A 22507-nucleotide genomic window follows, 5' to 3' on the forward strand; every position below is an offset into this window, starting at 1 on the left:
CTGAGCGAAGTCGAAGCCTTCCGCCGAACGCAGTGCGGTGCTTCGCCTCCGCTCCGACAGGTTCAGCCCGAACGGAATTGAGCTTATCCGATCTGGATACTACGCCCGCGCGCCCTCGCTGACGCCGGCGCTATTGTGGCGCAGCGCGGTCAGCACCGTGTTGACGATCCCGTCGGCATCAAGCCCGGCGTCGGCATATTGCTTTTCCGGCTTGTCCTGATCCTGGAAGATATCCGGCAGGCGCAGCGTCCGGATTTTCAGGCCCGCATCGGTCAGGCCGGTATCGCTCGCCAGCGTCAGCACATGCGCGCCGAGGCCCCCGACCGCGCCTTCCTCGACCGTGATCGCCACTTCATGCGTGGTGAGCAGCTTGCGGATCAGCGCCTCGTCCAGCGGCTTGGCGAAGCGCAGGTCGGCAACCGTGGTCGACAGCCCGCGCGCGTCCAGCGCATCGGCGGCCTTCAACGCTTCCTCAAGCCGGGTACCGAGCGACAGGATCGCCACCTTCTTGCCCTCGCGGACGATACGGCCCTTGCCGATTTCCAGCCGTTCGGGCGTTTCAGGAAGGGCGACGCCCGTGCCGTTCCCGCGCGGATAGCGCACAGCGATCGGTCCGCTGTCATGAACGGCGCAGGTATGGACCATATGGACCAGTTCGGCCTCGTCCGCCGCCGCCATGACGACGAAATTGGGCAGGGTAGCGAGGTAAGTCACGTCGAAGCTGCCCGCATGGGTGCTGCCGTCCGCGCCCACCAGACCGGCCCGGTCGATGCCGAAACGTACCGGCAGGTTCTGGATCGCCACATCATGCACCACCTGGTCATAGGCGCGCTGCAGGAAGGTCGAATAAATGGCGCAGAAGGGGCGCATGCCCTGCGCCGCAAGGCCAGCCGCGAAGGTGACGGCATGCTGTTCGGCGATGCCGACGTCGAACGTGCGGCCGGGAAAGCGGTCCTGAAACTTGTCCAGGCCCGTGCCGGAGGGCATGGCGGCGGTGATCGCCACGACGCTCTCGTCCCGCTCCGCTTCCGCGATCAGGGCCTTGGCGAATATATTGGTGTAGCTCGGAGGGCCGGGAGGCGCCTTGGCCTGCGCGCCGGTAACGACATCGAATTTCTGCACGCCATGATATTTGTCGGCAGATTTTTCGGCCGGGGCGTATCCCTTGCCCTTCTTGGTGACGACATGGATCAGGCACGGCCCCTCGGCCGCGTCGCGCACATTCTCCAGCACCGGGATCAACTGGTCCAGATTATGGCCGTCGATCGGGCCAACATAATAGAAGCCCAGTTCCTCGAACAATGTGCCGCCCATCGCCATGCCGCGCGCATATTCGTCGGTCTTCTTGGCCGCCTTGTGCAGCGGCCCCGGCAGCTTGCGGGCGAGGCGCTTGAGCGTATCGCGCACGGACAGAAATTCGCGGCTGGACACGATGCGCGCCAGATAGGCCGACAGGCCGCCAACCGGGGGCGCGATCGACATGTCATTGTCGTTCAGGATGACGACCAGCCGGTTGCCGGCCTCCCGCGCATTGTTCATCGCCTCATAGGCCATGCCGGCGGACATCGCGCCGTCGCCGATCACTGCGATTGCCTTGCCCGGCTTGTTGGTCAGCTTGTTGGCGATGGCGAAGCCAAGCGCCGCACTGATCGATGTGGAGCTGTGCGCCGCGCCGAACGGGTCATAGTCGCTTTCCGCCCGCTTGGTGAAGCCCGACAGGCCGCCACCCTGGCGCAATGTGCGGATGCGGTCGCGCCGCCCGGTCAATATCTTGTGCGGATAGCATTGGTGGCCGACATCCCACACCAGCCGGTCATCGGGCGTGTTGAACACATAATGGATGGCCGTCGTCAGTTCGACCACGCCCAGGCCGGAACCCAGATGCCCGCCGGTGGTGCCGACGGCGGAAATGGTTTCCTGCCGCAGTTCGTCGGCGAGCTGGCGGAGTTGGTCGGGCGCCAGCTTGCGCAGATCGGCCGGCACATCGACCCGGTCAAGCAGCGGCGTTTGGGGACGGTCGTTCATGAAAGGGAATCGATCCTTATGGACTCTGGCCTATACTTAGCCTCAACCGACCTTACGCGCACTTGGCGCAGGTGCCGAGCACTTCTATCACCGGGCGCTCGGCCGTGAAGCCTTCATGCGCGGCCACTTGCCGGACATCCCCCGTCAACGCATCGTCATCGACATGGGTTGCCGCACCGCATTGGCGGCAAACCAGGAAAATGCAATCGTGAAGGCAGCCGGGATGGGCATTAGCCACATAGGCATTGGCGCTTTCGACCCGCATGGCCAGATTGCTGGACACGAACAGATCGAGGATGCGGTACACGCTGTTGGGCGCGACTCGCTTGCCGCGCGCCTTCGACACCGTGTCGGCTATGTCATAGGCTGATGCAGGCTTCTCCTCGGACGCCAGCGCATCGAAAATGGCGGCGCGCATGGGCGTCCACTGCTCTCCACGCGCCTCAAGCGTGCTGCGTGCGGCATCCGACAGGGATGGGCCGGCATGTTCATGATGATGGTGCGAAGCCATCCATCCTATCTATGCTCCTGCGGCCAAGGCGGCAAGGGGCAGGAGGCGGTCCGTTTGGAGGGGAGCATGCTCCCGCCCTCGCAGGAGCATGCTCCATTGGGATTGACGTTCAGGCTGGAACGGCGGTTACCGGGGCATCGTTTACAGCGCTTTCCTTCAGCAGCCCTTCCTGCTTGGCGACGATCGTCGCGACCAGCACTTGCCCGGCGACGTTGACCGCTGTCCGGCCCATATCGAGGATCGGATCGATGGCGAGCAGCAATCCGGCGCCTTCCAGCGGCAGGCCGAGCGTTGAAAGAGTGAGCGTCAGCATGACGATCGCGCCCGTCAACCCGGCCGTGGCGGCGGAACCGATCACCGAGACGATGACGATCAACGCATAGTCCATCGCGTGTAAGGGAATGCCATAGAAGCCCGCCACAAAGATCGCGGCGATCGCCGGATAGATCGACGCGCACCCATCCATCTTGGTGGTCGCCGCAAGGGGGACGGCGAAGGCGGCATAACCGCGCTCCACGCCCATGCGCTCCGTAACGCTCTCCGTTACCGGCAATGTGCCGACCGAGGAGCGCGAAACGAAACCGAGCTGGATGGCGGGCCAGGCGATGGAGAAGAAGCGCAACGGATTGATGCCGTTCAGGATCAGCAGCAGCGGATACACGCCCAGGATGATGATCGCGAGGCCCAGATATACGGCCCCCGCGAACGATCCGAGCTGCGCCAGCGCTGTCCAGCCATAGGTGGCGACCGCTGTGCCGATCAGGCCCGCCGAGCCGATGGGCGTCAGGCGGATGATCCAGCCGAGCAGGGTGCGGACCACCGCCAGCAGGGAGCGCACGAACGCCAGAAAGGGATCGGCTCGTTCACCGAGCTTGAGTGTGGCCAGGCCCACTGCAATGGAGATCACCAGCAGTTGCAGGATATTGAACGACAGGCTGGTCGTCGCCTTGCCGTCATCCGCGATCTTGGTGCTGCCCGACAGGCCGAGCGCATTGTCGGGGATCAGTCCCTTCAAAAAGTCCAGCCAGCCGCCGACCGATGTGACATGCCCGGCGGGTATTGGCGCGCCCTTGGCGCTGAGGCCCGGCTGGATCAACAGGCCGACGGCCAGGCCCACGACCACGGCGATCAGCGCGGTGATCGCAAACCACAGCAAGGTGCGCCCGGCGAGCCGCGCCGCATTGTCGAGCGCGCGCAGATTGGCGATGCTGGCGACGATGGCGGCAAACACCAGCGGCGCGACGATCGCTTTCAGCAATTGCACGAAAATGCCGCCGATGGTCTTGAGCGCCTGTGACAGCGCATTGAGTTCACCGTCCGGCCCAGCGCCCATGGAGCGTGCCAGCAGGCCGAGCAGCAGTCCGATGACCATGCCGGCCAGAACCTGGAATCCGAAACTGCGATAATTGAGCGTCATGGCGTGGCGTCCCTAGCTTGGCTTTGCATATCGGCAGCCAGCAGCGATCTTGCGACCAAGCTTTTCTAGCAGCCGGGAAAGCGCGGATAAGGAGGCCCTCTTTCCGCAAACGCCAACCTTCGCGATTGGCGAGCGGTTCCCTCTATGCCACACATGGCGCAACAATCCATCGGGGAGCGCAAAAATGAAATTGTCTGCCACATATCTGGGGTCGGCCCTGATGGCGCTTGTCCTGATGACGCTTGTCCTGTGCGGCGCGCCGGCGATGGCCGCGTCGGATCCGGAGGCGGCCAAGGACGTGCTGAAGCGTTCCGTCGCGTTCGAATCCTCCCTGGGCAAAGGGCAGGTGCCAGCGCTGGCCGCTTATTACGCCTCCGTGCTCAAACAGGCGGGTTATGCCGATGGCGACATAGAGATCACGCCCATGGGCGAAACGGCGACGCTGGCCGCGACGCTCAAGGGCAGCAATCCGAAGCTCAAGCCGATCCTGCTCAGCGGCCATATGGATGTGGTGGCGGCCAACAAGGCCGACTGGACGCGCGACCCCTTCGTGCCCGTGGAGGAGAATGGCTACATCTTCGGCCGAGGCGCGGAGGATAATAAATATGACGTCGCGATGATGATATCGACGATGGCGCGGCTGAAGAAGGAAGGCTTCCGGCCGAAGCGCTCGATCATCCTGCTGCTGTCGGGCGACGAGGAAACGTCGATGACGACGACGCGCGCGCTGGCGCAGAAATATAAGGACGCCGAATTGCTGCTGAACGGCGATGGCGGCGGCGGCACGCTGGGGGAGGATGGCAAGCCTGTCCTCTACAAGATCCAGGCCGGGGAAAAAACCTATGCCGATTTTGAGGTCAGCTTCACTGATCCGGGCGGCCATTCCAGCGCGCCGACCGCGACCAATCCGGTGTACCGCATGGCGAAGGCGATCGGGCGGCTGGAAGCGTTCAAATTTCCGCCCATGTCGAACGAACTGACCCGCGCCACGCTGAAAGTCGCGGCGAGCCGGGCCGGGGGCAGCGACATTGGCGCGGTGCTTGCCCGCTATGCCGCCGATCCCACGGATGTCGCAGCGGCCGACCAGCTTTCGACGCACCCGGAATTTATCGGCCAGGTCCGCACCACCTGCATTCCCACCATGGTCAATGGGGGCCATGCCGAAAACGCCCTGCCGCAGCGCGCGGCGTTCAATATCAATTGCCGCATCTTCCCCGGCGTGCCGGTTGAGACGGTGAAGGCGGAGCTGGTCAGGGTCATCGCCGATTCCAGCGCCACCGTCACCACCAAGGACGATCCCACCTCCAGCGATGCCTCGCCCTTGCGCAAGGATGTGACGGCAGCAGTCACCAAAGCGGTACGCGCCCGCTATCCTGGGCTGGAGGTCGTTCCCGGAATGGATGCGGGGGCGACGGACAGCCTGTATTTCCGGGCGCTCGGCGTGCCTTGCTATGGCGTGGCGTCGCTGTTCACCAAGCCCAGCGACGGCTTTGCCCACGGCCTGAATGAACGTGTTCCTGTGGCGGGCATCGGCGCGTCGCTGGACCAATGGTATTCCGTGGTGACAGATCTGTCGAAATAGACGCGCATCTTGCGTGAATCGTCATCCTGTTTTACACTCGAACAACAGGAGAAAATATTTGGTCGCACTGGCACCCGTCGCATCGCAACCCGACCCGCTGGAAGGATGGAGCCTTCCTGCGTGGACCTATGACGACCCGGATTTTTTCCGGGCGGAGCAGGAGAAGGTGTTTGCGGCAAGCTGGCAGGTGGTGTGCCATGTCAGCGACGTGCCTGGGCAGGGCGACTGGCATGCCCTCGAATTTCTGGGTGAGAGCATCATCGTCGTGCGCGGAGAGGACGGCCAGGTCCGCGCCTTCACCAATGTCTGCCGCCACCGCGGGTCGCGCATCGTCGATGGTGCCAGTGGCTGTGCAAAGAAGCTCGTCTGTCCTTATCATGCCTGGACTTATAGCCTTGATGGCCGCCTGACCGGCGTGCCGCAGAAAAGCGATTATCCCGGCCTCGATACCAGCCGCCACGGGCTGACCCCCGTGGACATGGAGATATGGCGGGGCTTCATCTTCATCAGGCTGGCGGGCGGCGGTCCTTCGGTCGCGGATATGATGGCCCCCTATGATGCGCAGGTGGAGCCGTATCGGTTCGAGGATCTGCGCGCGCTGGGCCGGGTCACGCTGCGCCCGCGCCCGGTGAACTGGAAGAATGTGGCGGACAATTATTCCGACGGGCTGCATATCCCGGTCGCGCACCCCGGCCTCACGCGCCTGTTCGGGCGCAGCTACGGCGTCGAGGCGGAGGAGGAGGTCGACCGCATGTGGGGCGATCTGGTCGAGCGGCCTTCGGCCAACTGGTCCGAGCGGCTGTATCAGACGCTGTTGCCTTCCGTGCCGCATTTGCCGGAGGCGAACCAGAAACGCTGGCTCTATTTCAAGCTGTGGCCGAACGTCGCATTCGACATCTACCCCGATCAGGTGGATTTCATGCAGTTCCTGCCGATCAGCCCGACCGAGACGCTGATCCGGGAAATCAGCTATGTCCTGCCCGACGATCGCCGGGAGATGAAGGCGGCGCGCTACCTCAATTGGCGCATCAATCGGGAGGTGAATGCGGAGGATACTGCGCTCATCGCCCGCGTGCAGGATGGGATGCGCTCGCGCAGCTTCTCCATCGGCCCGCTGGGCGAGAGCGAAGTATGTCTGCGCAGCTTCTGCCGCCGCATGCGCGCGCTGATCCCCGAAGCCCGGCGCGAGGAGCGGCCTGCGGCGGGGTGGAGTATTTAACTTCCCCTCCCGCGAGCGGGAGGGGTTGAACCGAGGCCCGTGACTCGGGTTCAAGGGAGGGCGTGTCCAGGACGAGGAACTTACAATCCCTCCCCCGACCCCTCCCGCAAGCGGAAGGGGAGTTTTGTGACCAAAAGATACGACGCCATCATCATCGGGGCCGGACATAACGGCCTGGTCTGCGCCTTCTATCTCGCGCGGGCGGGGTTGAAGGTGCGCGTGCTGGAACGGCGCAATGTCGTGGGCGGCGCTGCCGTCACGGAGGAATTTCACCCCGGCTTCCGCAATTCGGTGGCGAGCTATACCGTCAGCCTGCTGCAGCCCAAGGTCATCAAGGACATGAAGCTGGCCGATTATGGCTATCGCGTCATCGAACGGCCGATCTCCAACTTCCTGCCACAAGACCCCTCCGGTCCTCATGGGGGCGACTATCTGAAGCTCGGCGGCGGGCTTCAGCGGACCCAGGCGGAATTCAAACGCTTTTCGACCAAAGACGCCGCTGCGCTGCCTGGCTATTATGACGCGCTGGAAAATGTCGCGGAGGTGCTGCGCGGGCTGGCGCTGAAGGCCCCGCCGAATATCGGCGACGGCCTGCGCACTATGATTGACGGCGTGAAGCAGGGCAGGGCGCTCTCCAAGCTGACGATGGAGCAACAGCGCGACGTACTTGACCTGTTCACCAAATCGGCCCGCACTTTCCTGGATAGCTGGTTTGAGAGCGAGGCGGTGAAGGCTGCTTTCGGCTTCGACGCGGTCGTCGGTAATTATGCGTCCCCCGACACGCCGGGCAGCGCCTATGTCCTGCTCCACCACGTCTTTGGCGAGGTGAATGGCAAGAAGGGCGCATGGGGCCACAGCATCGGCGGCATGGGTACGATCACCCAGATCATGGCGCGGATATGCCGCGACCTGGGCGTCGAAATCAGCATTGAAAGCCCCGTCGCGCAGGTGCTGACGGACGGCGCCACGGTCGCGGGCGTGCGGCTGGAAAGCGGGGAGGAGATCGCCGCCAAATATGTCGTCGCCAATGTCGGGCCGAAACTGCTTTACGAGCGGATGATGGCCCCGTCCGACCTTCCCGCTGATTTCCTGAAACGGATCAAGGCGTTCAAGGCGGGGTCCGGCACCTTCCGCATGAATGTCGCCCTATCGTCGCTGCCGCGCTTCACCAGCCATCCGGAGCCGGGCGAGCATCACCAGTCCGGCATCATCATCGCGCCAACGCTCGACTATATGGACCGCGCCTTCATGGATGCGAAGCGCGACGGCTGGTCGAAAGCGCCGATCGTCGAGATGCTGATCCCCTCGACCGTGGACGACAGCCTCGCGCCGGAGGGCTGCCATGTCGCCAGCCTCTTCTGCCAGCAATTCGCGCCCGTCCTGCCCGACGGCCGGGACTGGGACGATGAGGAGGAAAAGGCGGCCGACGCGATAATCGATACGGTCGAGCGCTACGCCCCCGGTTTCCGCGACTCCATCATCGCCCAGACGCGCCTCAGCCCGAAGGGGCTGGAGCGCACGTTCGGCCTTGTCGGCGGCGACATCATGCACGGCAACATGTCGCTGGACCAGCTATGGGCCGCGCGTCCGGTGCTTGGCCACGGCAGCTATCGCGGGCCGCTCTCCGGCCTCTACATGTGCGGCGCAGGCACCCATCCGGGCGGCGGCGTCACCGGCGCCCCCGGCCACAACGCCGCCCGCGTCATCCTGTCCGATGGCAGCCTGTTCGGCCGGATGCGGGGGAAATAGATCCCTGTTTCCTGCTCCCGTTTGCCAGATCAAACCAACACCCGTTCGTTTCGAGCTTGTCGAGAAACCAGCGCACAGGCTTCTCGACTATGCTCGAAGCGAACGGATATTCTCTAGGCCAGGGCTGCCCCGGCTTCTCGCCGCGCCATCCAGTAGAGCGGAAAACCCACCAGCATCAACAGCAGGCTGTAGCCGCTGATATCCAGTCCCGCGCCCCACAGGGTCCAGAGCGAATAGACCACGCCTACCGCCGCCACTGGCAAAACCAGCCGGAACTTCAATGCCGTCAATGCGCAGCACAGATACAGCCACAGCGTCGCTGAGGTGGAGAGCAACGCCATCGTCTGGAACAGGTCACCCATGCCGCGCAGACTGTTCGACAGCAACAATAGGCTGCCAATGATGCTGGAGATAATCAGCGCGCGGACGGGCGTTCCGCGCCCGTCGGTCTTTGCCAGCCATTGCGGCCATTGTCCTGCCTTGGCCATGGCGAGCGGCACCTCGCCCTGCAGCAGCAGCCAGCCGTTGAGCGCGCCGATCGCGCTGATCGCGGCGAACAGGGCGATGAAATAGGATGGGCCGGGCGACCAAAAACGCGCGACGAAGGTAGCGAAGGGCGCGTCGCTGTGCGCGGCGACGGCTTCGGGAAGCAACAGGGCGATTCCGGAACAGATCAGGAGATAGATGAGGCCGGTCACCGCCGTCCCGATCATCGTCGCGCGCGGGATCGTTCGTTCTGGATCGGCGACCTTGCCCGCGCAGGCGCTGGCGGATTCAAAGCCGAGCAATGCCCATAAGGTGAGCGCCGCTGACGCTGTGACGGCGGGAAGGTTCAGCCCCTCTGCAGGGAAAGGACGCAGCGGCGCTGTGCCCTGTGTCGCCAACACCAGAATGATGATGACGAATACGACGAGCAGCGGGACCAGCTTGAGCGCCACGGTCAAAATCTGGAAGCCGCCCGCCGCCTTCGCCCCCCGGATGTTCAGCAGGGTCAGCAGCCAGAGCAGGGCAAAGCCGGACGCCGCCGCCAGTCCCGGCACTTGTCCGATGATGGGCATGAAGATGCTGAGATAGCTGACCGCCGCGATGGCGATGGCGACATTGGTGGTCCAGATGGACACCAGATAGATCCAGCCCACGGCAAAGCCGGCTATCGGGCCGAAGGCGGCGGCGACCATCTCCGGCGGGCCGCCTGTCCCCGGCAACCGCTTCGTCAGCGCCGCCAGCACCCAGGCCAGCGATAATGCGCCGCCGATGGTCAGCACCCATCCGGCAACGGCGTTCCATCCAAAGGGCGCGAGCGCGGCCGGAAGCAGGAACACGCCCGATCCGATCATGTTGCCCATGACCAGCGCGATGCAGGCGAGGAGGCCCAGCGGGCGCGTGGATGTCATCGCTGCATCAGGCCCCAAATTGCGGCTGAATGCAAGCTGCCGTCACCGGCGGAGGAGGCAGCCCCTCCGCTGATGACGGAGGGGCGCATCCCGGTCAGAATTTGAAGCCCACCTTGGCGCCGATGGTGCGCGGCTGGATGGGCGTGCGATATATTTTCGGTCCGATGGCGGTCACGCCGTCGGGGTCGCCGCAGGTCGTTTCCAGACATTGGACGCCAACCGTCGAATAGGCGCGTTTGTCGAACAGGTTGTTGGCGAAGATTTCCGCCGACCAGATGCCCATGGTGAAACCGGCGTTGAGGTCCATCGTGGCGTAACCAGGTAAATCTCCCCTGATCGCTTTTTCGATAGTGCGCAGGTCCGAGGTCCGCTTGCCTTCATAGACCATCGCCGCCTGCAGATGGACGTTGGAATCCCCGACCGGGAATTCGTAACGGGCGACGGCATTCGCTTTCAGCTTTGCGGTGACGGGAAGGCGCGTGCCTTTGGGCGCAAGGATCGCATCCCCAGGCGAACAGTCGGATTCGCAATAATCCTTGGTCAGTTTCGCGTCATTATAGGATGCGCTGCCGGACAGGGTCAGGCCGCCGAACGGCCGGGTCCACAATTCCGCCTCCACGCCGCGGATGCGGGCGCGCCCGGCATTCTCGATCTGCGTCAGGCCGTTGGCGCCAAGCACGGAAATCTGCAGGTCGGTCCAGTTGAGCTGATAGACCGCGCCGTTGAAGCGGATGCGGTTGTCGGCCCAGCTCGTTTTCCACCCGATCTCGTAATTCTCGATGAAGTCGGCGTCATAAGGCGGCAGGTCCCCACGCCGGTTGATGCCGCCCGGACGATAGCCGCGCGAGGCTGTGCCGTAGATCAGCGCATCATCGGTGAACTTGTACGTGACGTTGAGCTTGTGAAGCCAGCCGACATCCTTGGTGCTCTTGTCCAGATTGGTGCAGGGCGAGCCTCTTACGACCGCCGGACTTTGGCAGGCATAGACCGGATTGCCGCTGAAACCGGGATTATTATAGCCGAAGAAGCCGACCAGGCTGTTGTCATATTTATAAACGCGCGCGCCCATGGTGACGCTCAACTTCTCGGTTACATCGGCGGTCAGCTCGCCGAAGGCCGCATAGTCGCGGTCCACGCGGAGCTGCTTGGTCAGCCAGATATTGTCGATCGTGCCGGGCACCTGCTGAGCATCGGACAGATTGTCGATGATATAATGCTGCTCGATATTATGCGCCTGCCGCTGGTAGAAAGCGCCGCCAACGAAACGGACGACGCCATCGGACGGGGACGTGAAGCGCAGTTCGTGGCTCTGCTTGGTGAAGCGGTCTATGCCCCGGATATACTGGTTCGGGCTGATGACGTTGCCGGCATTGTCGTAGAGATAGGCGCCAGACCCGAACAGTGCGTCATAGAAATAGGAATAGTCGGCATAGTCGCTGTTCGTCGTGACCTTGCGCTTCAGATAGGAGCCGGCATAGGTGACATCGAAGCTGCCGATCTTGCCCTCGATGGTCAGGGCCGCCTGATACCAGTTGTCCCTCGCGCCCTCCGGGTTGAACTGCATCGTCTGCAGGTCGCCAAGGCCGCTTTCGACCGCGAAGCTGCCGTTCGATTTCTGCTTCTGACCCATGATCTGCGGCGTGACGGTCCAGTTGTCGTCAAGGTCGATCTTTAGCGCGGCGCGTCCGCCATAGGTCTCGACGTCATTATAGTCCTTCTCGACATAGGGCGCATTGTCGAGCGTGACGCCGGATGAGGGGAAGGTCAGGCTGCCCGCGATATTGTCGATATAGCCGGCGTCCTTTTTGTACCAGCCGACCGCGCGCAGGGCCATGCGGTCATTGAAGGGTATGTTGATGAAGCCTTCCGCCGTATAGCCTTCACCGCCCTTGGATACGGAATTGACCTCGAAATCGGCGCCCATCTCGAACTTGCTGGTGTCCGGCTTGTTGGTGATGATGCGGATCGTGCCCGCCTCGCTCGATGCGCCGTACAGCGTGCCCTGCGGTCCGGCCAATGCCTCGACGCGCGCGATGTCATAGACATGGACGTCCAGCGCGCCCTGGATCGTGGTGATCGGCTGCTCGTCCAGATAGATGCCGACCGAGGGTTGCGACGCGGAGTGGTTGGCGTTTTCGCCGCTGGCGACGCCGCGGAAATAGACTTTGGCCGATCCGGGGCCGCTGGTCTGGTAGGAGACGCTGGGCAGGTAGCGGGCATAATCCTCGAACTTCTGCACCTGCATCTGTTCCAGCTTCGCCGTGCCGAAGGCGGTGATGGCGATGGGCACGTCCTGCAGATTCTCGGACCGCTTCGTCGCGGTGACGATGATCGCATCGCCATCCTCCGCCGCAGCCGCCGCTTCCTGGGCGAAGGCTGCGCCGGACAGTGTCAGCATGGTGGATGCAAGGAGGATCGCAGCGCCGGTCTTGCCTGCGCGCTGGAGGGAAGTGAACTGCATGGACGGCCCCTTTTGCCTGCTTTGTTCTCTTGCGGGAATTCCCCACTTTTTGCGGCGCAGAGCAAGCCAGTTTTTTACGATCGTATGACAGGGGCAGACGAATTTGCCCCGCTGTTGCAGGTTTGACACGATTGCGGCGACGGATCAGCGTGATCGGTTCATTCTGGCCAGGTTTTCGCGACATCGCCCAGCGCATCGCGCAATGGCCCCAGCCATGCGTCATAGTGCCGCCAGCGATCCATGCCGTCCCGGTTGATCGGGCGGCGAACCTGTTCGCTGCTGGCTGTCCGCACGGCGCGGTCATTCTCGTGGAAACGCAGGCAGGCGGGGTCGAAGGGCAGACCGATATGGTCGAGCAGGCGGCGCACTTCGCCTTCCGGGTCGTCCACCAGCCGCTCATGGATCACGCGGTGGACGCGGCCGGGCAGCACCGTATCGAAATGCCGCATCAACCGGACATAATCGGCATAATATCCGCCCATATCGGCCAGATCATAGCTGAAAGCCTGCCCGCGGGCGAAATGCTGGCGGAAGTTGGAAAAGCAGCAGTCCATCGGGTCGCGCCGCGCATCGATGATCGTCGCATTGGGCAGGATCAGGTGGATGAAGCCGAGATAGGTCCAATTGTTCGGCAGCTTGTCGATGAACAGCGGCCTGTCAGTCTTGCGCTGGATGCGCGTGTGGTCGAGATATTCCGCGCCAAGCTCGGCCAGCCTTTCGCTCGTCATGTCCGCAATGGCGTCCACCCATCCGCGCGGCCCGCCGCCGCTGTCCCGCCCTTCGCGCAGGGCCATGGCGGGAATGTCGGGCAGTTCCATCGTCCCCTCCACCTGCGGGTGGGAAGCGAGGATTTGTTCGATCAGGGTCGATCCGGCGCGCGGCATGCCCAGGATGAAGATGGGGTCGCGGGCGGCGTGGCCCTGCCCGGCGCGGGCGGCGAGAAAATCGGGGATGAAGCGGGCGATGATGGCGTCGACCAGTCCGGACATGTCGGCCATGTCATAGTCCAGTTCCGCTTTCCGCAGGCGATTGCCCTCCGCATAATGGCGGAAGGATGGCTCCCATTGCCCGGTGTCCTCCATCGCCTTTCCAAGCGCGAAATGGAGGTGGTAGCGATCCTCCGCCGATGCCGCGCTGCTGTCCAGCGCCGCCTGCATCGCATCCACATCCATCCCGGTAAACCGGACGGTTTTCAGATTGGCCAGGCTCCACCACACTTCGCCCAGCGCCGGCTCGGCCGCCAGTGCGGCGCGGTACGCGGCGATGCTGTCCTCCTGCCGTCCGACGGTCTTGAGGATATGGCCATGGCTCATATGGAGCTTGGCATGGTCGGGGAAACGGCGGGTCAGTTCTTCATAGAGTTGGACTGCCTCCTCATAGCCGCCGATCCGGCCCAGAGCCGCCGCTTTCAGATTGCTGCTGGAGGGATCGTCCGGTTCGTCGGCCAGCACCAGATTGAGCTGCTCGATCGCGTCCCCGAACCGGTTCTGCTTGTAGAGGACAGTGGCGAGGTTCGCCCGCGCCGCGCCGAAGCCGGGCGCAAGTTCGACGGCGCGGCGCAGCAGGTTTTCGCTGTCCGTCAACCGGCCGATGCGGGCGGCGAGTTCCGCCAGCATGCGGATGGCGGCGACATCAGTGGGCTGTTCGCGCAACCGCCCTTTCAATATGGGTTCGGCGACGTGCAGTTCATTCTGAAAGAGCGCGCTCGCCGCCTCAATGAGTTCATGATCGTGGATCGACTGGCGCACCGCCTCCAGATCGGCGGCTTCGCCTTCCTCCGTGCGGCCCAGCTTTCGCAGGGCGAGCGCGGCCAGGCGGTGCGCTTCGGCGGTCTCCGGCTGCACGGCGATGATTTCCCGCAATTGCGCCAGAGCGACCGCAGGGTTTGCGGGCAGGGTGCGCCGGGCGAAAGAGAGCGCTTCGGCAATTGAAATAGCGGGGGCGGGCTGGGTTCGGGCCGTCATGGATCCGGTGATAGCGCGTCCCGCAGGTCACGCCTAGCGGCGCGGACGGGCCTTCGCTATATAGAGGGCATGAATATGACATCTGTAAAACTAGCTGCGCTGCTGAACGCCACGCTGGGCGAGGATACGGCTGCGGCGATCGACGATATCGTCATTCCGGCTGGCGTGGCGGACAGTGGATCCGATAGCGTCACCCGCGCCGAGTTCGCGGTGGCGATGACCGTAGCGCTTCACTGGGGGCTGCTGCAGCGGGTGCCGACGGGCGAGGCCTATGCGGCGGACTGCCGGGCGGCGGGGCGCAAGATCATGCTGGACCATGGCGCGCTCCGCACCATCGCCTTGCCCGGCGGCGCGCCCACCGGCGCAATCCCGGCGGGCGTCGCGGCCTTCTCGCGCATCCTGGAACCGCTGGGTTATGTGGTGGCCGACGCTTATCCGCTTGAACGGCTCAGGATGACGGGCTTTGCTTATTGTCATCAGGATGCGCCTGACGAGATCGCCCAATTCTTCATCAGCGAACTGCATGTCGACCGGTTCGACGGCGCATTTGCGGATGCGGCGGGCAGGGTGTTCGGCACGACTGCCGATCCTCTGGACGCCGCGGCGCGTGAGGCGCTGGCGGTATTCGCCAGGGACGGAAAGGCGTCGCTCGACGTCGCCATGGCGGCGATGCCTTCCATTGTCGGGGCCTTTGACCGGCACCATGCCTTGCCTTCGCTTGCCGATTATGAAGTGCTGAAGGGCCAGAGCGCGGAGGCGGCGTGGATCGCGACAGAGGGCAATGCCTTCAATCACGGCACTGACCGGGTGGAGAATGTCGACAGCGTCGCCGACGCGCAGCGGGCGCTGGGCCGGGCGATGAAGGACAAGGTGGAGGTGTCGGGCAGTGGCCGGGTGCGTCAGACCGCCTATCGCGCCGACTGGGTTGAGCGCGATTTCACGGGTGAGGCTGGCGAGGTGCTGACCTTGAAGGTGCCCGGCTCCTTCTATGAGTTCATCGATCGCGCAAAGGATCCGGAGAGCGGAAAGCTGGACCTGAAGTTCGACAGCGCGAACGCGCAGGGCATATTCAAGATGACGGCATCGCTCGACGCCTGAGTCCGTCGGCCGCGCGGACGGGTTGGCGCCATAGGAAAGCCGCAGAAATGCGCGCTTTTCCTGAAGAATCCAACAGCATGTCCTACAGCTATGCCCGCTTTCCAACAGTGCGCGCGGATGGGCGCGCCGGTACGGCCGCTGGGCTATGACCGTTCGTCCTAGTGACATCGCTCCCGCGGCGCATTAAGGCGCATCCCATGCTGGGGGCGATAAGGCATTCGGATAAGGCACGGGCGCTGTTCGCGGCGCTGGCTTTGCTCGTGCTCGCAATGCGCGTGGTCATGCCGAGCGGCTTCATGCCCGTCGCCACCGCGCATGGCGTCGTGGTGACGCTGTGTACCGGGCAGGGCGCGGTCAATGTCATCGTCGATCACGGCCAGGCCCCCGCCAAGCCCGAACCCAAGAGCATGGCGGGCGAACATTGCCCCTTTGCCGGTGGCGCCGCCCCCCTGCTTGCCGACGCCGTGCTGGGCGTCACGCTGCCCGCCTGGCAGCTTCCGAATGGCCCGGTCGCCTTTGCGCTGCGCACCGGGTGGATCGCGCGGCTGGCCGCGCCGCCGCCGCCATCGTCCGGGCCGCCCGCCGCCGCCTGACGCGGCGGTTCTCCTACCACAGATCTTCGAACCGCCTTTCCGTCCGGGTGCGCCGCGCCCGGACGTCTGACGCTTTTTCGAAGGTTCTTTTTATGCCCATTCCACGACATGCTTACACCGTCGCGTTCCTCATCGCATTTGCAGGACTTTCACCGCCCCTTCATGCCGGGGAGGATGCCGCTGACAGACCCGACATCATCGTCGTCGGTCAGAGCAATGCGCCCATGACAATTGAACCGCGCGGCCTCTCTGTCAGTCTGGGCGAGGAGCAGTTTGCAGGCGTTAACGCCTTCAATGTCGAGGATTTAATGAAATATGCGCCCGATTTCTTCGTACGCAGCCGCTATGTCGGAGACAATAATGGCGTGCCCGGATTTCGCGGCACCCACTCCACGCAGTCGGCGCGCGCGCTGGTGATGGTGGACGGTTTTGTCGTCTCGAATTTCCTCGGCAACAGCTTCGCCTTTCCACCTGCCTGGGGTGTGATTTCTCCCGGCGAAGTGAAGCAGTTCGATATCGTCTACGGTCCCTATTCGGCGCGCTATTCCGGCAATGCGATGGGCGGGATCGTCAACATCACGACCCGCGCCCCGGAACGGACGGAGGTGTTCGTGCATGTGCAGGGTTTCGTGCAGCCCTATGACCAATATGGCACGCATGACGACTATTGGGGCTGGTCCGGCGAGGCGGGTTTCGCGCTGAAGCAGAAGGACGGTCCCTTGTCCCTGCGCGTGTCGGGCCGGCGGCTGATCAACCGGGGGCATCCGCAGCAATTCTATCAGTTCGGTTATAGCGCTGCGAACTATGGCAATCCCTCTGCCGGAATGCCGGTCACTGGCGCGGTCGTGGACAACGGGCTGGTCCCGGTGACGGGTACAGCGATCCGCGCGCCCATCGTCGGCGACTATTCCTCGGTCGATACCCGGCAGGATCAGTTGCGCGGCCAGCTTCGCTTCGATCAGGGCGATGTCCATGCCGAGGCCTTCTTCACCTATTGGTGGAATGAGGAAAAGACGCTCGACCCGCAAAGCTATCTGCGCGACGCCAATGGGCAGCCCTATTATGGCGGCGGTCTCGTCAGCTTCGGCGGACATACCTATAGCCTCAACGCCGCCTCTACCTTCAATTGGGGGATCGCCCGCAAGGATGAATGGCTGGCGGGCGTGAAGCTGGACGCGCCGCTGCTGGGCTTCGACACGCGCACCACGCTGTCGACCCTGCGGTTCGACCGGCAGGATGCGCTGCAGTCCAGCGGTTTCGCCAATGGCCGGAACAATGGCGCGGGGCAGATCACGTCGCAGGGACCGACCGGCTGGTATACCGGCGAATTTCAGGCCAGCCGCACCTTCGGCGCGCACAGCATCGCCTGGGGCTTGTCCGGGAATCGTTACGACACGGACCGCAGCGTTTACGGCACGGCCAACTGGCGGGACGCGACGGGGCGGACCTTCCGCAACCGGACGTTCGGGCGGACACGGCTGCTGGGGGCCTTCATCGAGGATGAGATTGCGATCGGCGACGCGATGACCTTGACCGCCGGGTTGCGGGCGGAAAGCTGGCGCGCCTTTGGCGGCGGGCTGACGGCTCTTGCCTCAGCCGGAGCGCAGGCGGGGCAGGCGGTGACGCAGCGTTATGCCAGCCGGAAGGACAGCGCGATCAGCCCGAAACTGGCGTTGCGCACGATGCTTTCGCCCGACTGGTCGGCGGAGCTTAGCCTGGCCACGGCCACGCGCTTCCCGACCGTGGGCGAACTGTTCCAGGGGTCGCTCAATGGCGACGGCAGCTTCAACCAGAATAGCTTCGACCCGAATTTGAAGGCGGAGAAAAGCCGGGACGCCAACCTGCTGCTGCGCCATCATATGGGACCTGTGACGCTGACCGGCAGCATCTTCTTCCAGCGGGTGCGCGACGCAATCTTCAGCTATATCGGCTTCAACCAGAATGGCGTGTCGACATCCAGTTTCAAGAATATCGACCTGACCCGGCAATATGGCGTGGAGCTGATCATGGAGAGCCGCAACTGGCCGGTCGAGGGGCTGGACATGGAGGCGAACGCGGCATGGATCGATGCGGAAACGGTGCGCAACAGAGCCGATCCTCTATCGGAAGGGGTGCAATTCCCGCGCATCCCGCGCTGGCGGCTGAACGGCAGCATCCGCTATGCAGTGACGCCCACCCTGCAATCCTCGCTGGGCTTCCGCTATGCCTCGCGGCCCAACACGGATCTGGACGGTCTGCAGCGTGGCGACACCTATGGCTATACGTCGGAACTGTTCGCGCTGGATGCTAAGCTGACCCAGCGGTTCGGAAACGGAATGCGTGTTTCGGCCGGGGTGAACAACATCACCAATGACAAAGCCTGGGTGTTCCATCCCTATCCGCAGCGCAGCTTCCTGATCGAAGCGGGGTGGACGCTGTGAGGGAGGAGAATCTCTACCGCACCGTCTGGCGCTGGCATTTCTATGCCGGGCTGTTTTGCGTGCCCTTCATCCTGTGGCTGTCGGCGACCGGCGGGCTGTATCTGTTCAAGCCGCAGATAGAGGCGATGATCGACCGGCCCTATGCGGGGCTGCAATATACCGGCCCGCTCGCCAGTCCTTCGGCGCAGGCGGGCGCGGCCATGGCGGCGGTGCCGGGTTCGGTGCTGCATCGCTTCGTGCTTTCCGACAGGATCGATCAGGCGACGCAGATCGTGGTTGGAAAAGGGGCGGAGGAGACGCGCGTCTACATCCATCCGCAGACGCTGGCCATCCTGAACAGCGTGGGTGAGGAGGACCGGTTGATGCGGTTGGTCTTTCGCCTGCATGGGGAGTTGATGGCGGGCGCCGCGGGTTCGCTGATTGTCGAGCTGGCGGCGAGCTGGGCGATTATCATGCTGCTGACCGGACTGTTTCTCTGGTGGCCGCGTTCCGGCGCGGGACTGGCGGGGACTGTCTATCCCAGGCTCCGCCGGGGCAAGGCCGCATTCTGGCGGGACCTGCATGCAGTGACGGGCATATGGATTTCCCTGCTGGCGATATTCCTGATCCTGACCGGGCTGCCCTGGGCCAATAATTGGGGCAACTATCTCAAGGCTGTGCGCGGCATGGCCGCCAGCTATTCGGAGAAACAGGATTGGTCGGCGGGCAGCGCGGCCGATGCGCGCGACCGGGCGGCACTCGATAGGGGCGCGCGCATGATGATGGGCGAACATGCGGAACATGGCGGAATGGTTATGGCGCATGCCGCCGGTCCTCTGGGCGCGCTTGATCTGATCGTGCCGCGCGCGCAGGCGCTAGGCCTTGCGGGACCGGTCGAGATTTCGCCGCCGGCCGGGCCGGACACTATGTGGCTGGTGAAATCCAATGCCGCCAACCGGCCGTTGCGCACCACCATCGGCATGGATGGGAACACGGGCGAGATCATGAGCCGGGAGGATTTCGGCCAGCGGCCCTTTATCGACCGCGTGATCGGCATAGGCGTTGCCGCGCATGAGGGCGCGTTGTTCGGATGGGTGAATCAGGCGATCGGGCTTGTAACGGTGCTCGGCCTTATCCTGCTTGCCCTGTCCGCGATTGTCATGTGGTGGCGCAGGCGGCCGGGCGGGGCGCTGGGCGCGCCATCGCCGCAGGGAATGATCCGGCATAGCTGGCTGCTGGTCGGACTGGTGGTGGCGCTGGCCTTTCTGGCGCCGCTGTTCGGGGTCAGCCTGGCGGTGGTGATCGCTTTCGAGCGGCTGTTGCTGCGGCGTGCGCAGGGACCGGCGCGCTGGCTGGGGTTGCGGGCTGGGTGAGCGGCTAGGCAACCGGTCAGAGGATCGCTGAGGATCCTCCGACCCTTGGCTCACAGGCCGGGATATTTCGCCATGATCGCGCTGGCGACGCCGTTGGTCCATCCAAAGCCGTCCTGTGTCGGATATTCGCCGCCGCCGCCGGGCTTGCGTTCCTCGACATCATATTTTTCCAGCATTTTGCCCGTCTCGACATAGGCTGCGGTGACCGTGCCTAACCAGCGCTGGGCGATGTCGCGCGCGAGTGCGGGCTGGCCGGACCGCTCCAGTCCAGCAATCGCGATCCATTGCAGCGGCGCCCAGCCATTGGGCGTGTCCCACTGCTGTCCGGTCCGCAAAGTCGTCGTCCGCAGGCCGCCGACAGCGAGCAGGTCACGCCTCACAGTCTCGCCGACAGCCTGCGCCTGCTTCGCGGAGGCGGCGCCCGCGAACAGCGGATAGAGCGTCGCCGCCGAAAGGCGCGGGGTCGGTTTTTTGGCGATCCTGTCCCAGTCGGCATAACGCCCCTCGCGCGCGACCCAGAAATAGCGGTTGAGCGCGTCGCGCCGTTGCGTCGCCAGGCGCGTAAATTCGGTGACGCAGGCGCTGTCCTTCACCTCTGCGCAGCGGCGGACGATGGAGTCCTCCATGATCAGCATAAGGCTGTTGAGATCGACAGGCACGATGTCTGTGGTCCGAATGGTGGACAGGCGCTTGGGGTCGTCCAGCCATCGGCTGCTGAAGTCCCACCCGCTTTCGGCGCCGGCGCGCAGATGGCGGTACAGGACCTCGGCGGGCCGGGACTGATCCTCAGCGGCGGTGGCGACATCCTCCGCATAGGATTCATCGCGCGCCTGGGGGATGTCGTCCCAGTACCGGTTGAGCAGCGCGCCATTCGGCATGCGCACAACCCGCGCGCAGGCGCCGCTGGCGTCCAGGCAATTCGCTCCCTTCATCCAATAGGCATGTTCACTGCGCAACGCCGCCAGCCGCCGCGCCGCCAGCGCAGCGTCGCTATCTTTTGAGAGGTCGAGCATCAACGCAAAGAAGGGCGGTTGCGACCGGCCAAGATAATAGCTCCGCATGCCATTGGGGATATGGCCGTATCGCTCGATGGTGGCCGTAAAATCCGCCAGCATGGATTCAATCAGCGGTTGCTGCCCATCGACCGCCAGCCCCAGCATCGTGAAATAGCTGTCCCAATAATAAATTTCGCGGAAGCGGCCGCCGGGCACCACATAGGGCGCATCCATGGGCAGGGTGGAACTGCCCGGTTTGACAGCTTCCGGTTGCCGCACAAGCGTCGGCCATAGCGTCTGGATATGGCGGCGCAGCGACGCTGCATCGCGATCATTGATGCCTGGCACAGCGAAATTGGCGAGTATGAAGGCGCGCAATGCTTCTCCGTGCGGAGTGGTGCGGCGATAATCCTCCATGATCGCCTCTGGCGCGCGCTTCGGCACTGCATCGACGAAAGTTTTGCCATCGGGGAATATGCGCTCCGTCTGCACTGTGCGGAACAGGTCGCCATACATATCTACGGGTGTGCGCTGGGCCGCCGAAGGCTGTGCAAGCAACAGGGTCGCGGACAGCAAGGCTCCACGCCATAGCGATGATATCTTCATGATATGCTGCACTTTCATAGGAACCCTCTCAATGGCTCTTTAGCGGCTTCACGCCCAGATGCCGGTCAAAGAAGCCCGACACAAGCTGATATGCCTCAATGGATTCCGGCATGTCGGGCCAGACGAAAAAGGAATGGCCAAGACCGTCGAACAGATGCAACTCGCTTGTCACGCCCAGCATCGTCAGCCGTCGGTCCTGCCACGTCAGAATGCTGGCGGCAAAATCGCGGCTGCCCGCCAATTGCAGCACGGGCGGAAACGCCGCCATCACCTTGTCCGAACTGAGAGGATAGGCGAGGGGATCGTCCGCCGCGACCCCGTCCATATAGGGGTTTGCCAATATTCCGGTCAGCGGTCCCCTGTGTATCGGCCTTCCGCTGACGAGGGGATCGGAAAGATAGGCGCTGTCGCCCTGATAGGGCGCTCCCGTGCCGCAGAATGTCCCCAGCGCGCCAGGCCGCGGCAGCTTCCCCTTCTGGAGCCAGGCGACGGTCTGCGCCGATATGACGCCGCCCGCCGAGCAACCATAAATGCCGATATTTTCGGGCCGGTAGTGTTTCAGCAATGCGGCATAGACTGCCGCGACATCCTGTGAGGCGGCGGGGTAGCGATGCTCCGGCGCCAGGCGGTAATCCACCGTCACCACCTTTACACCCATGGTTGCCGCAATCGGGATCGCCTCGACCAGAGCGCCGCTGCCCGCGCCCCACTGAAACGCCCCGCCATGCACATTGATCAGCACGCGATTGGCGTTTTTCGCTGATATGCCCTTCGATGGCGTGACGATATCGACCGGGACGCCACCGATCGACGCATGCTGTTCGCTAGTGCTGAAATGCGCGCGCATCTCGGCAAGGCGGTCATCATTATACCGTCCCCAAAATGTGCGCGCGGCCATGATGTCCCCCGCAAAATCGGGCGCCTTTATTCCCTGTTGCCGCGCGATGACCTGCCGCGCCTCCGCGCTCAGCAGGGTCGATGGCGGCAGGGTCATTGCCGGAACCTCTACGGTCTGCGCGACGGCCGGAAGGGCTGCGACGCCCAGCATCATGGCGATGAATTGAGCTTTCATGGGCCTTCTGAAAATGGTGGCGAAAAACGACAGCGCCTAAGTGTGACTT

The 22507-nt window shown here is 63.8% G+C and carries 15 protein-coding genes; 7 read left to right on the forward strand and 8 right to left on the reverse strand.

The genetic code is table 11. The features are described 5' to 3' along the window. Positions 1-99: 99 nt before the first annotated feature. The 3 genes from dxs to KFK14_RS06660 form a co-directional block, all read right to left on the reverse strand. A complete protein-coding gene (gene dxs / locus KFK14_RS06650; protein WP_070151707.1) occupies positions 100-2025 on the reverse strand; it encodes a 1-deoxy-D-xylulose-5-phosphate synthase in 1926 nt (641 codons plus the stop codon). A gap of 52 nt (positions 2026-2077) precedes the next feature. Further along, complete coding sequence (locus KFK14_RS06655) at positions 2078-2536, reverse strand: Fur family transcriptional regulator (RefSeq protein ID WP_212610322.1); 459 nt, start codon at positions 2534-2536, stop codon at positions 2078-2080. A 109-nt stretch (positions 2537-2645) separates the two neighbouring features. Next, positions 2646-3953 carry a dicarboxylate/amino acid:cation symporter gene (locus KFK14_RS06660; protein ID WP_212610323.1) on the reverse strand — a complete coding sequence of 436 codons (1308 nt, stop codon included), beginning with the start codon at positions 3951-3953 and terminating at the stop codon, positions 2646-2648. A 184-nt stretch (positions 3954-4137) separates the two neighbouring features. Here KFK14_RS06660 and KFK14_RS06665 point away from each other — a divergent pair, with 184 nt between their 5' ends. The 3 genes from KFK14_RS06665 to KFK14_RS06675 all read left to right on the forward strand — a co-directional run bounded on the left by KFK14_RS06665 (position 4138) and on the right by KFK14_RS06675 (position 8503). Next, on the forward strand, positions 4138-5535 hold the full coding sequence (locus tag KFK14_RS06665; protein WP_212610324.1) for a M20/M25/M40 family metallo-hydrolase: 1398 nt from the start codon (positions 4138-4140) through the stop codon (positions 5533-5535). Between the two features lie 58 nt (positions 5536-5593). Then, positions 5594-6754, forward strand: a complete 1161-nt coding sequence (locus tag KFK14_RS06670) for an aromatic ring-hydroxylating oxygenase subunit alpha (RefSeq protein ID WP_212610325.1) — start codon at positions 5594-5596, stop codon at positions 6752-6754. A gap of 126 nt (positions 6755-6880) precedes the next feature. After that, a complete protein-coding gene (locus KFK14_RS06675) occupies positions 6881-8503 on the forward strand; it encodes a phytoene desaturase family protein (RefSeq protein WP_212610326.1) in 1623 nt (540 codons plus the stop codon). Between the two features lie 113 nt (positions 8504-8616). Here the strand turns inward: KFK14_RS06675 and KFK14_RS06680 are convergent, their stop codons facing one another. The 3 genes from KFK14_RS06680 to KFK14_RS06690 all read right to left on the reverse strand — a co-directional run bounded on the left by KFK14_RS06680 (position 8617) and on the right by KFK14_RS06690 (position 14322). Continuing rightward, positions 8617-9897: an amino acid permease gene (locus KFK14_RS06680; protein WP_212610327.1), complete on the reverse strand. Its 1281-nt coding sequence runs from the start codon at positions 9895-9897 to the stop codon at positions 8617-8619. Positions 9898-9991: 94 nt separating this feature from the next. Next, on the reverse strand, positions 9992-12358 hold the full coding sequence (locus KFK14_RS06685) for a TonB-dependent receptor (RefSeq protein ID WP_212610328.1): 2367 nt from the start codon (positions 12356-12358) through the stop codon (positions 9992-9994). 158 nt (positions 12359-12516) lie between these two features. After that, a complete protein-coding gene (locus KFK14_RS06690) occupies positions 12517-14322 on the reverse strand; it encodes a tetratricopeptide repeat-containing sulfotransferase family protein (RefSeq protein ID WP_212610329.1) in 1806 nt (601 codons plus the stop codon). 75 nt (positions 14323-14397) lie between these two features. On the opposite strand from KFK14_RS06690, the gene KFK14_RS06695 reads away from it, so the two are divergent. The 4 genes from KFK14_RS06695 to KFK14_RS06710 all read left to right on the forward strand — a co-directional run bounded on the left by KFK14_RS06695 (position 14398) and on the right by KFK14_RS06710 (position 19785). Beyond that, positions 14398-15420, forward strand: coding sequence for a 2-oxoadipate dioxygenase/decarboxylase family protein (locus KFK14_RS06695; protein ID WP_246524937.1), 1023 nt, complete (start codon positions 14398-14400; stop codon positions 15418-15420). Between the two features lie 197 nt (positions 15421-15617). Further along, positions 15618-16013 carry a DUF2946 family protein gene (locus tag KFK14_RS06700; protein ID WP_212610331.1) on the forward strand — a complete coding sequence of 132 codons (396 nt, stop codon included), beginning with the start codon at positions 15618-15620 and terminating at the stop codon, positions 16011-16013. Between the two features lie 224 nt (positions 16014-16237). Further along, on the forward strand, positions 16238-18433 hold the full coding sequence (locus KFK14_RS06705) for a TonB-dependent receptor (RefSeq protein WP_212610332.1): 2196 nt from the start codon (positions 16238-16240) through the stop codon (positions 18431-18433). After that, the gene (locus tag KFK14_RS06710) at positions 18421-19785 is read left to right on the forward strand and encodes a PepSY-associated TM helix domain-containing protein (RefSeq protein ID WP_246524939.1); all 1365 of its coding nucleotides are present in this window, start codon (positions 18421-18423) and stop codon (positions 19783-19785) included. Before KFK14_RS06705 ends, KFK14_RS06710 begins: the two co-directional genes overlap by 13 nt. A 50-nt stretch (positions 19786-19835) precedes the next feature. Here the strand turns inward: KFK14_RS06710 and treF are convergent, their stop codons facing one another. Together treF and KFK14_RS06720 are read right to left on the reverse strand one after the other, a co-directional pair. Continuing rightward, on the reverse strand, positions 19836-21386 hold the full coding sequence (treF, locus tag KFK14_RS06715; RefSeq protein WP_212610333.1) for an alpha,alpha-trehalase TreF: 1551 nt from the start codon (positions 21384-21386) through the stop codon (positions 19836-19838). 28 nt (positions 21387-21414) lie between these two features. Continuing rightward, positions 21415-22458 (reverse strand): alpha/beta hydrolase, encoded by a 1044-nt coding sequence (locus KFK14_RS06720; RefSeq protein WP_246524941.1) that lies wholly within the window; start codon positions 22456-22458, stop codon positions 21415-21417. Positions 22459-22507: the final 49 nt, after the last annotated feature.

It is taken from the genome of Sphingobium phenoxybenzoativorans (assembly GCF_018286635.1).
GTDB lineage: Bacteria > Pseudomonadota > Alphaproteobacteria > Sphingomonadales > Sphingomonadaceae > Sphingobium > Sphingobium phenoxybenzoativorans.

Excerpts from the sequence above, each read along its gene's own strand:
- dxs (WP_070151707.1), bottom strand. The coding sequence starts at position 2,025 with ATGAACGACCGTCCCCAAACGCCGCTGCTTGACCGGGTCGATGTGCCG.
- KFK14_RS06655 (WP_212610322.1), bottom strand. The coding sequence starts at position 2,536 with ATGGCTTCGCACCATCATCATGAACATGCCGGCCCATCCCTGTCGGAT.
- KFK14_RS06660 (WP_212610323.1), bottom strand. The coding sequence starts at position 3,953 with ATGACGCTCAATTATCGCAGTTTCGGATTCCAGGTTCTGGCCGGCATG.
- KFK14_RS06665 (WP_212610324.1), top strand. The coding sequence starts at position 4,138 with ATGAAATTGTCTGCCACATATCTGGGGTCGGCCCTGATGGCGCTTGTC.
- KFK14_RS06680 (WP_212610327.1), bottom strand. The coding sequence starts at position 9,897 with ATGACATCCACGCGCCCGCTGGGCCTCCTCGCCTGCATCGCGCTGGTC.
- KFK14_RS06685 (WP_212610328.1), bottom strand. The coding sequence starts at position 12,358 with ATGCAGTTCACTTCCCTCCAGCGCGCAGGCAAGACCGGCGCTGCGATC.
- KFK14_RS06690 (WP_212610329.1), bottom strand. The coding sequence starts at position 14,322 with ATGACGGCCCGAACCCAGCCCGCCCCCGCTATTTCAATTGCCGAAGCG.
- KFK14_RS06695 (WP_246524937.1), top strand. The coding sequence starts at position 14,398 with ATGACATCTGTAAAACTAGCTGCGCTGCTGAACGCCACGCTGGGCGAG.
- KFK14_RS06700 (WP_212610331.1), top strand. The coding sequence starts at position 15,618 with ATGCTGGGGGCGATAAGGCATTCGGATAAGGCACGGGCGCTGTTCGCG.
- KFK14_RS06705 (WP_212610332.1), top strand. The coding sequence starts at position 16,238 with ATGACAATTGAACCGCGCGGCCTCTCTGTCAGTCTGGGCGAGGAGCAG.
- treF (WP_212610333.1), bottom strand. The coding sequence starts at position 21,386 with ATGAAGATATCATCGCTATGGCGTGGAGCCTTGCTGTCCGCGACCCTG.
- KFK14_RS06720 (WP_246524941.1), bottom strand. The coding sequence starts at position 22,458 with ATGAAAGCTCAATTCATCGCCATGATGCTGGGCGTCGCAGCCCTTCCG.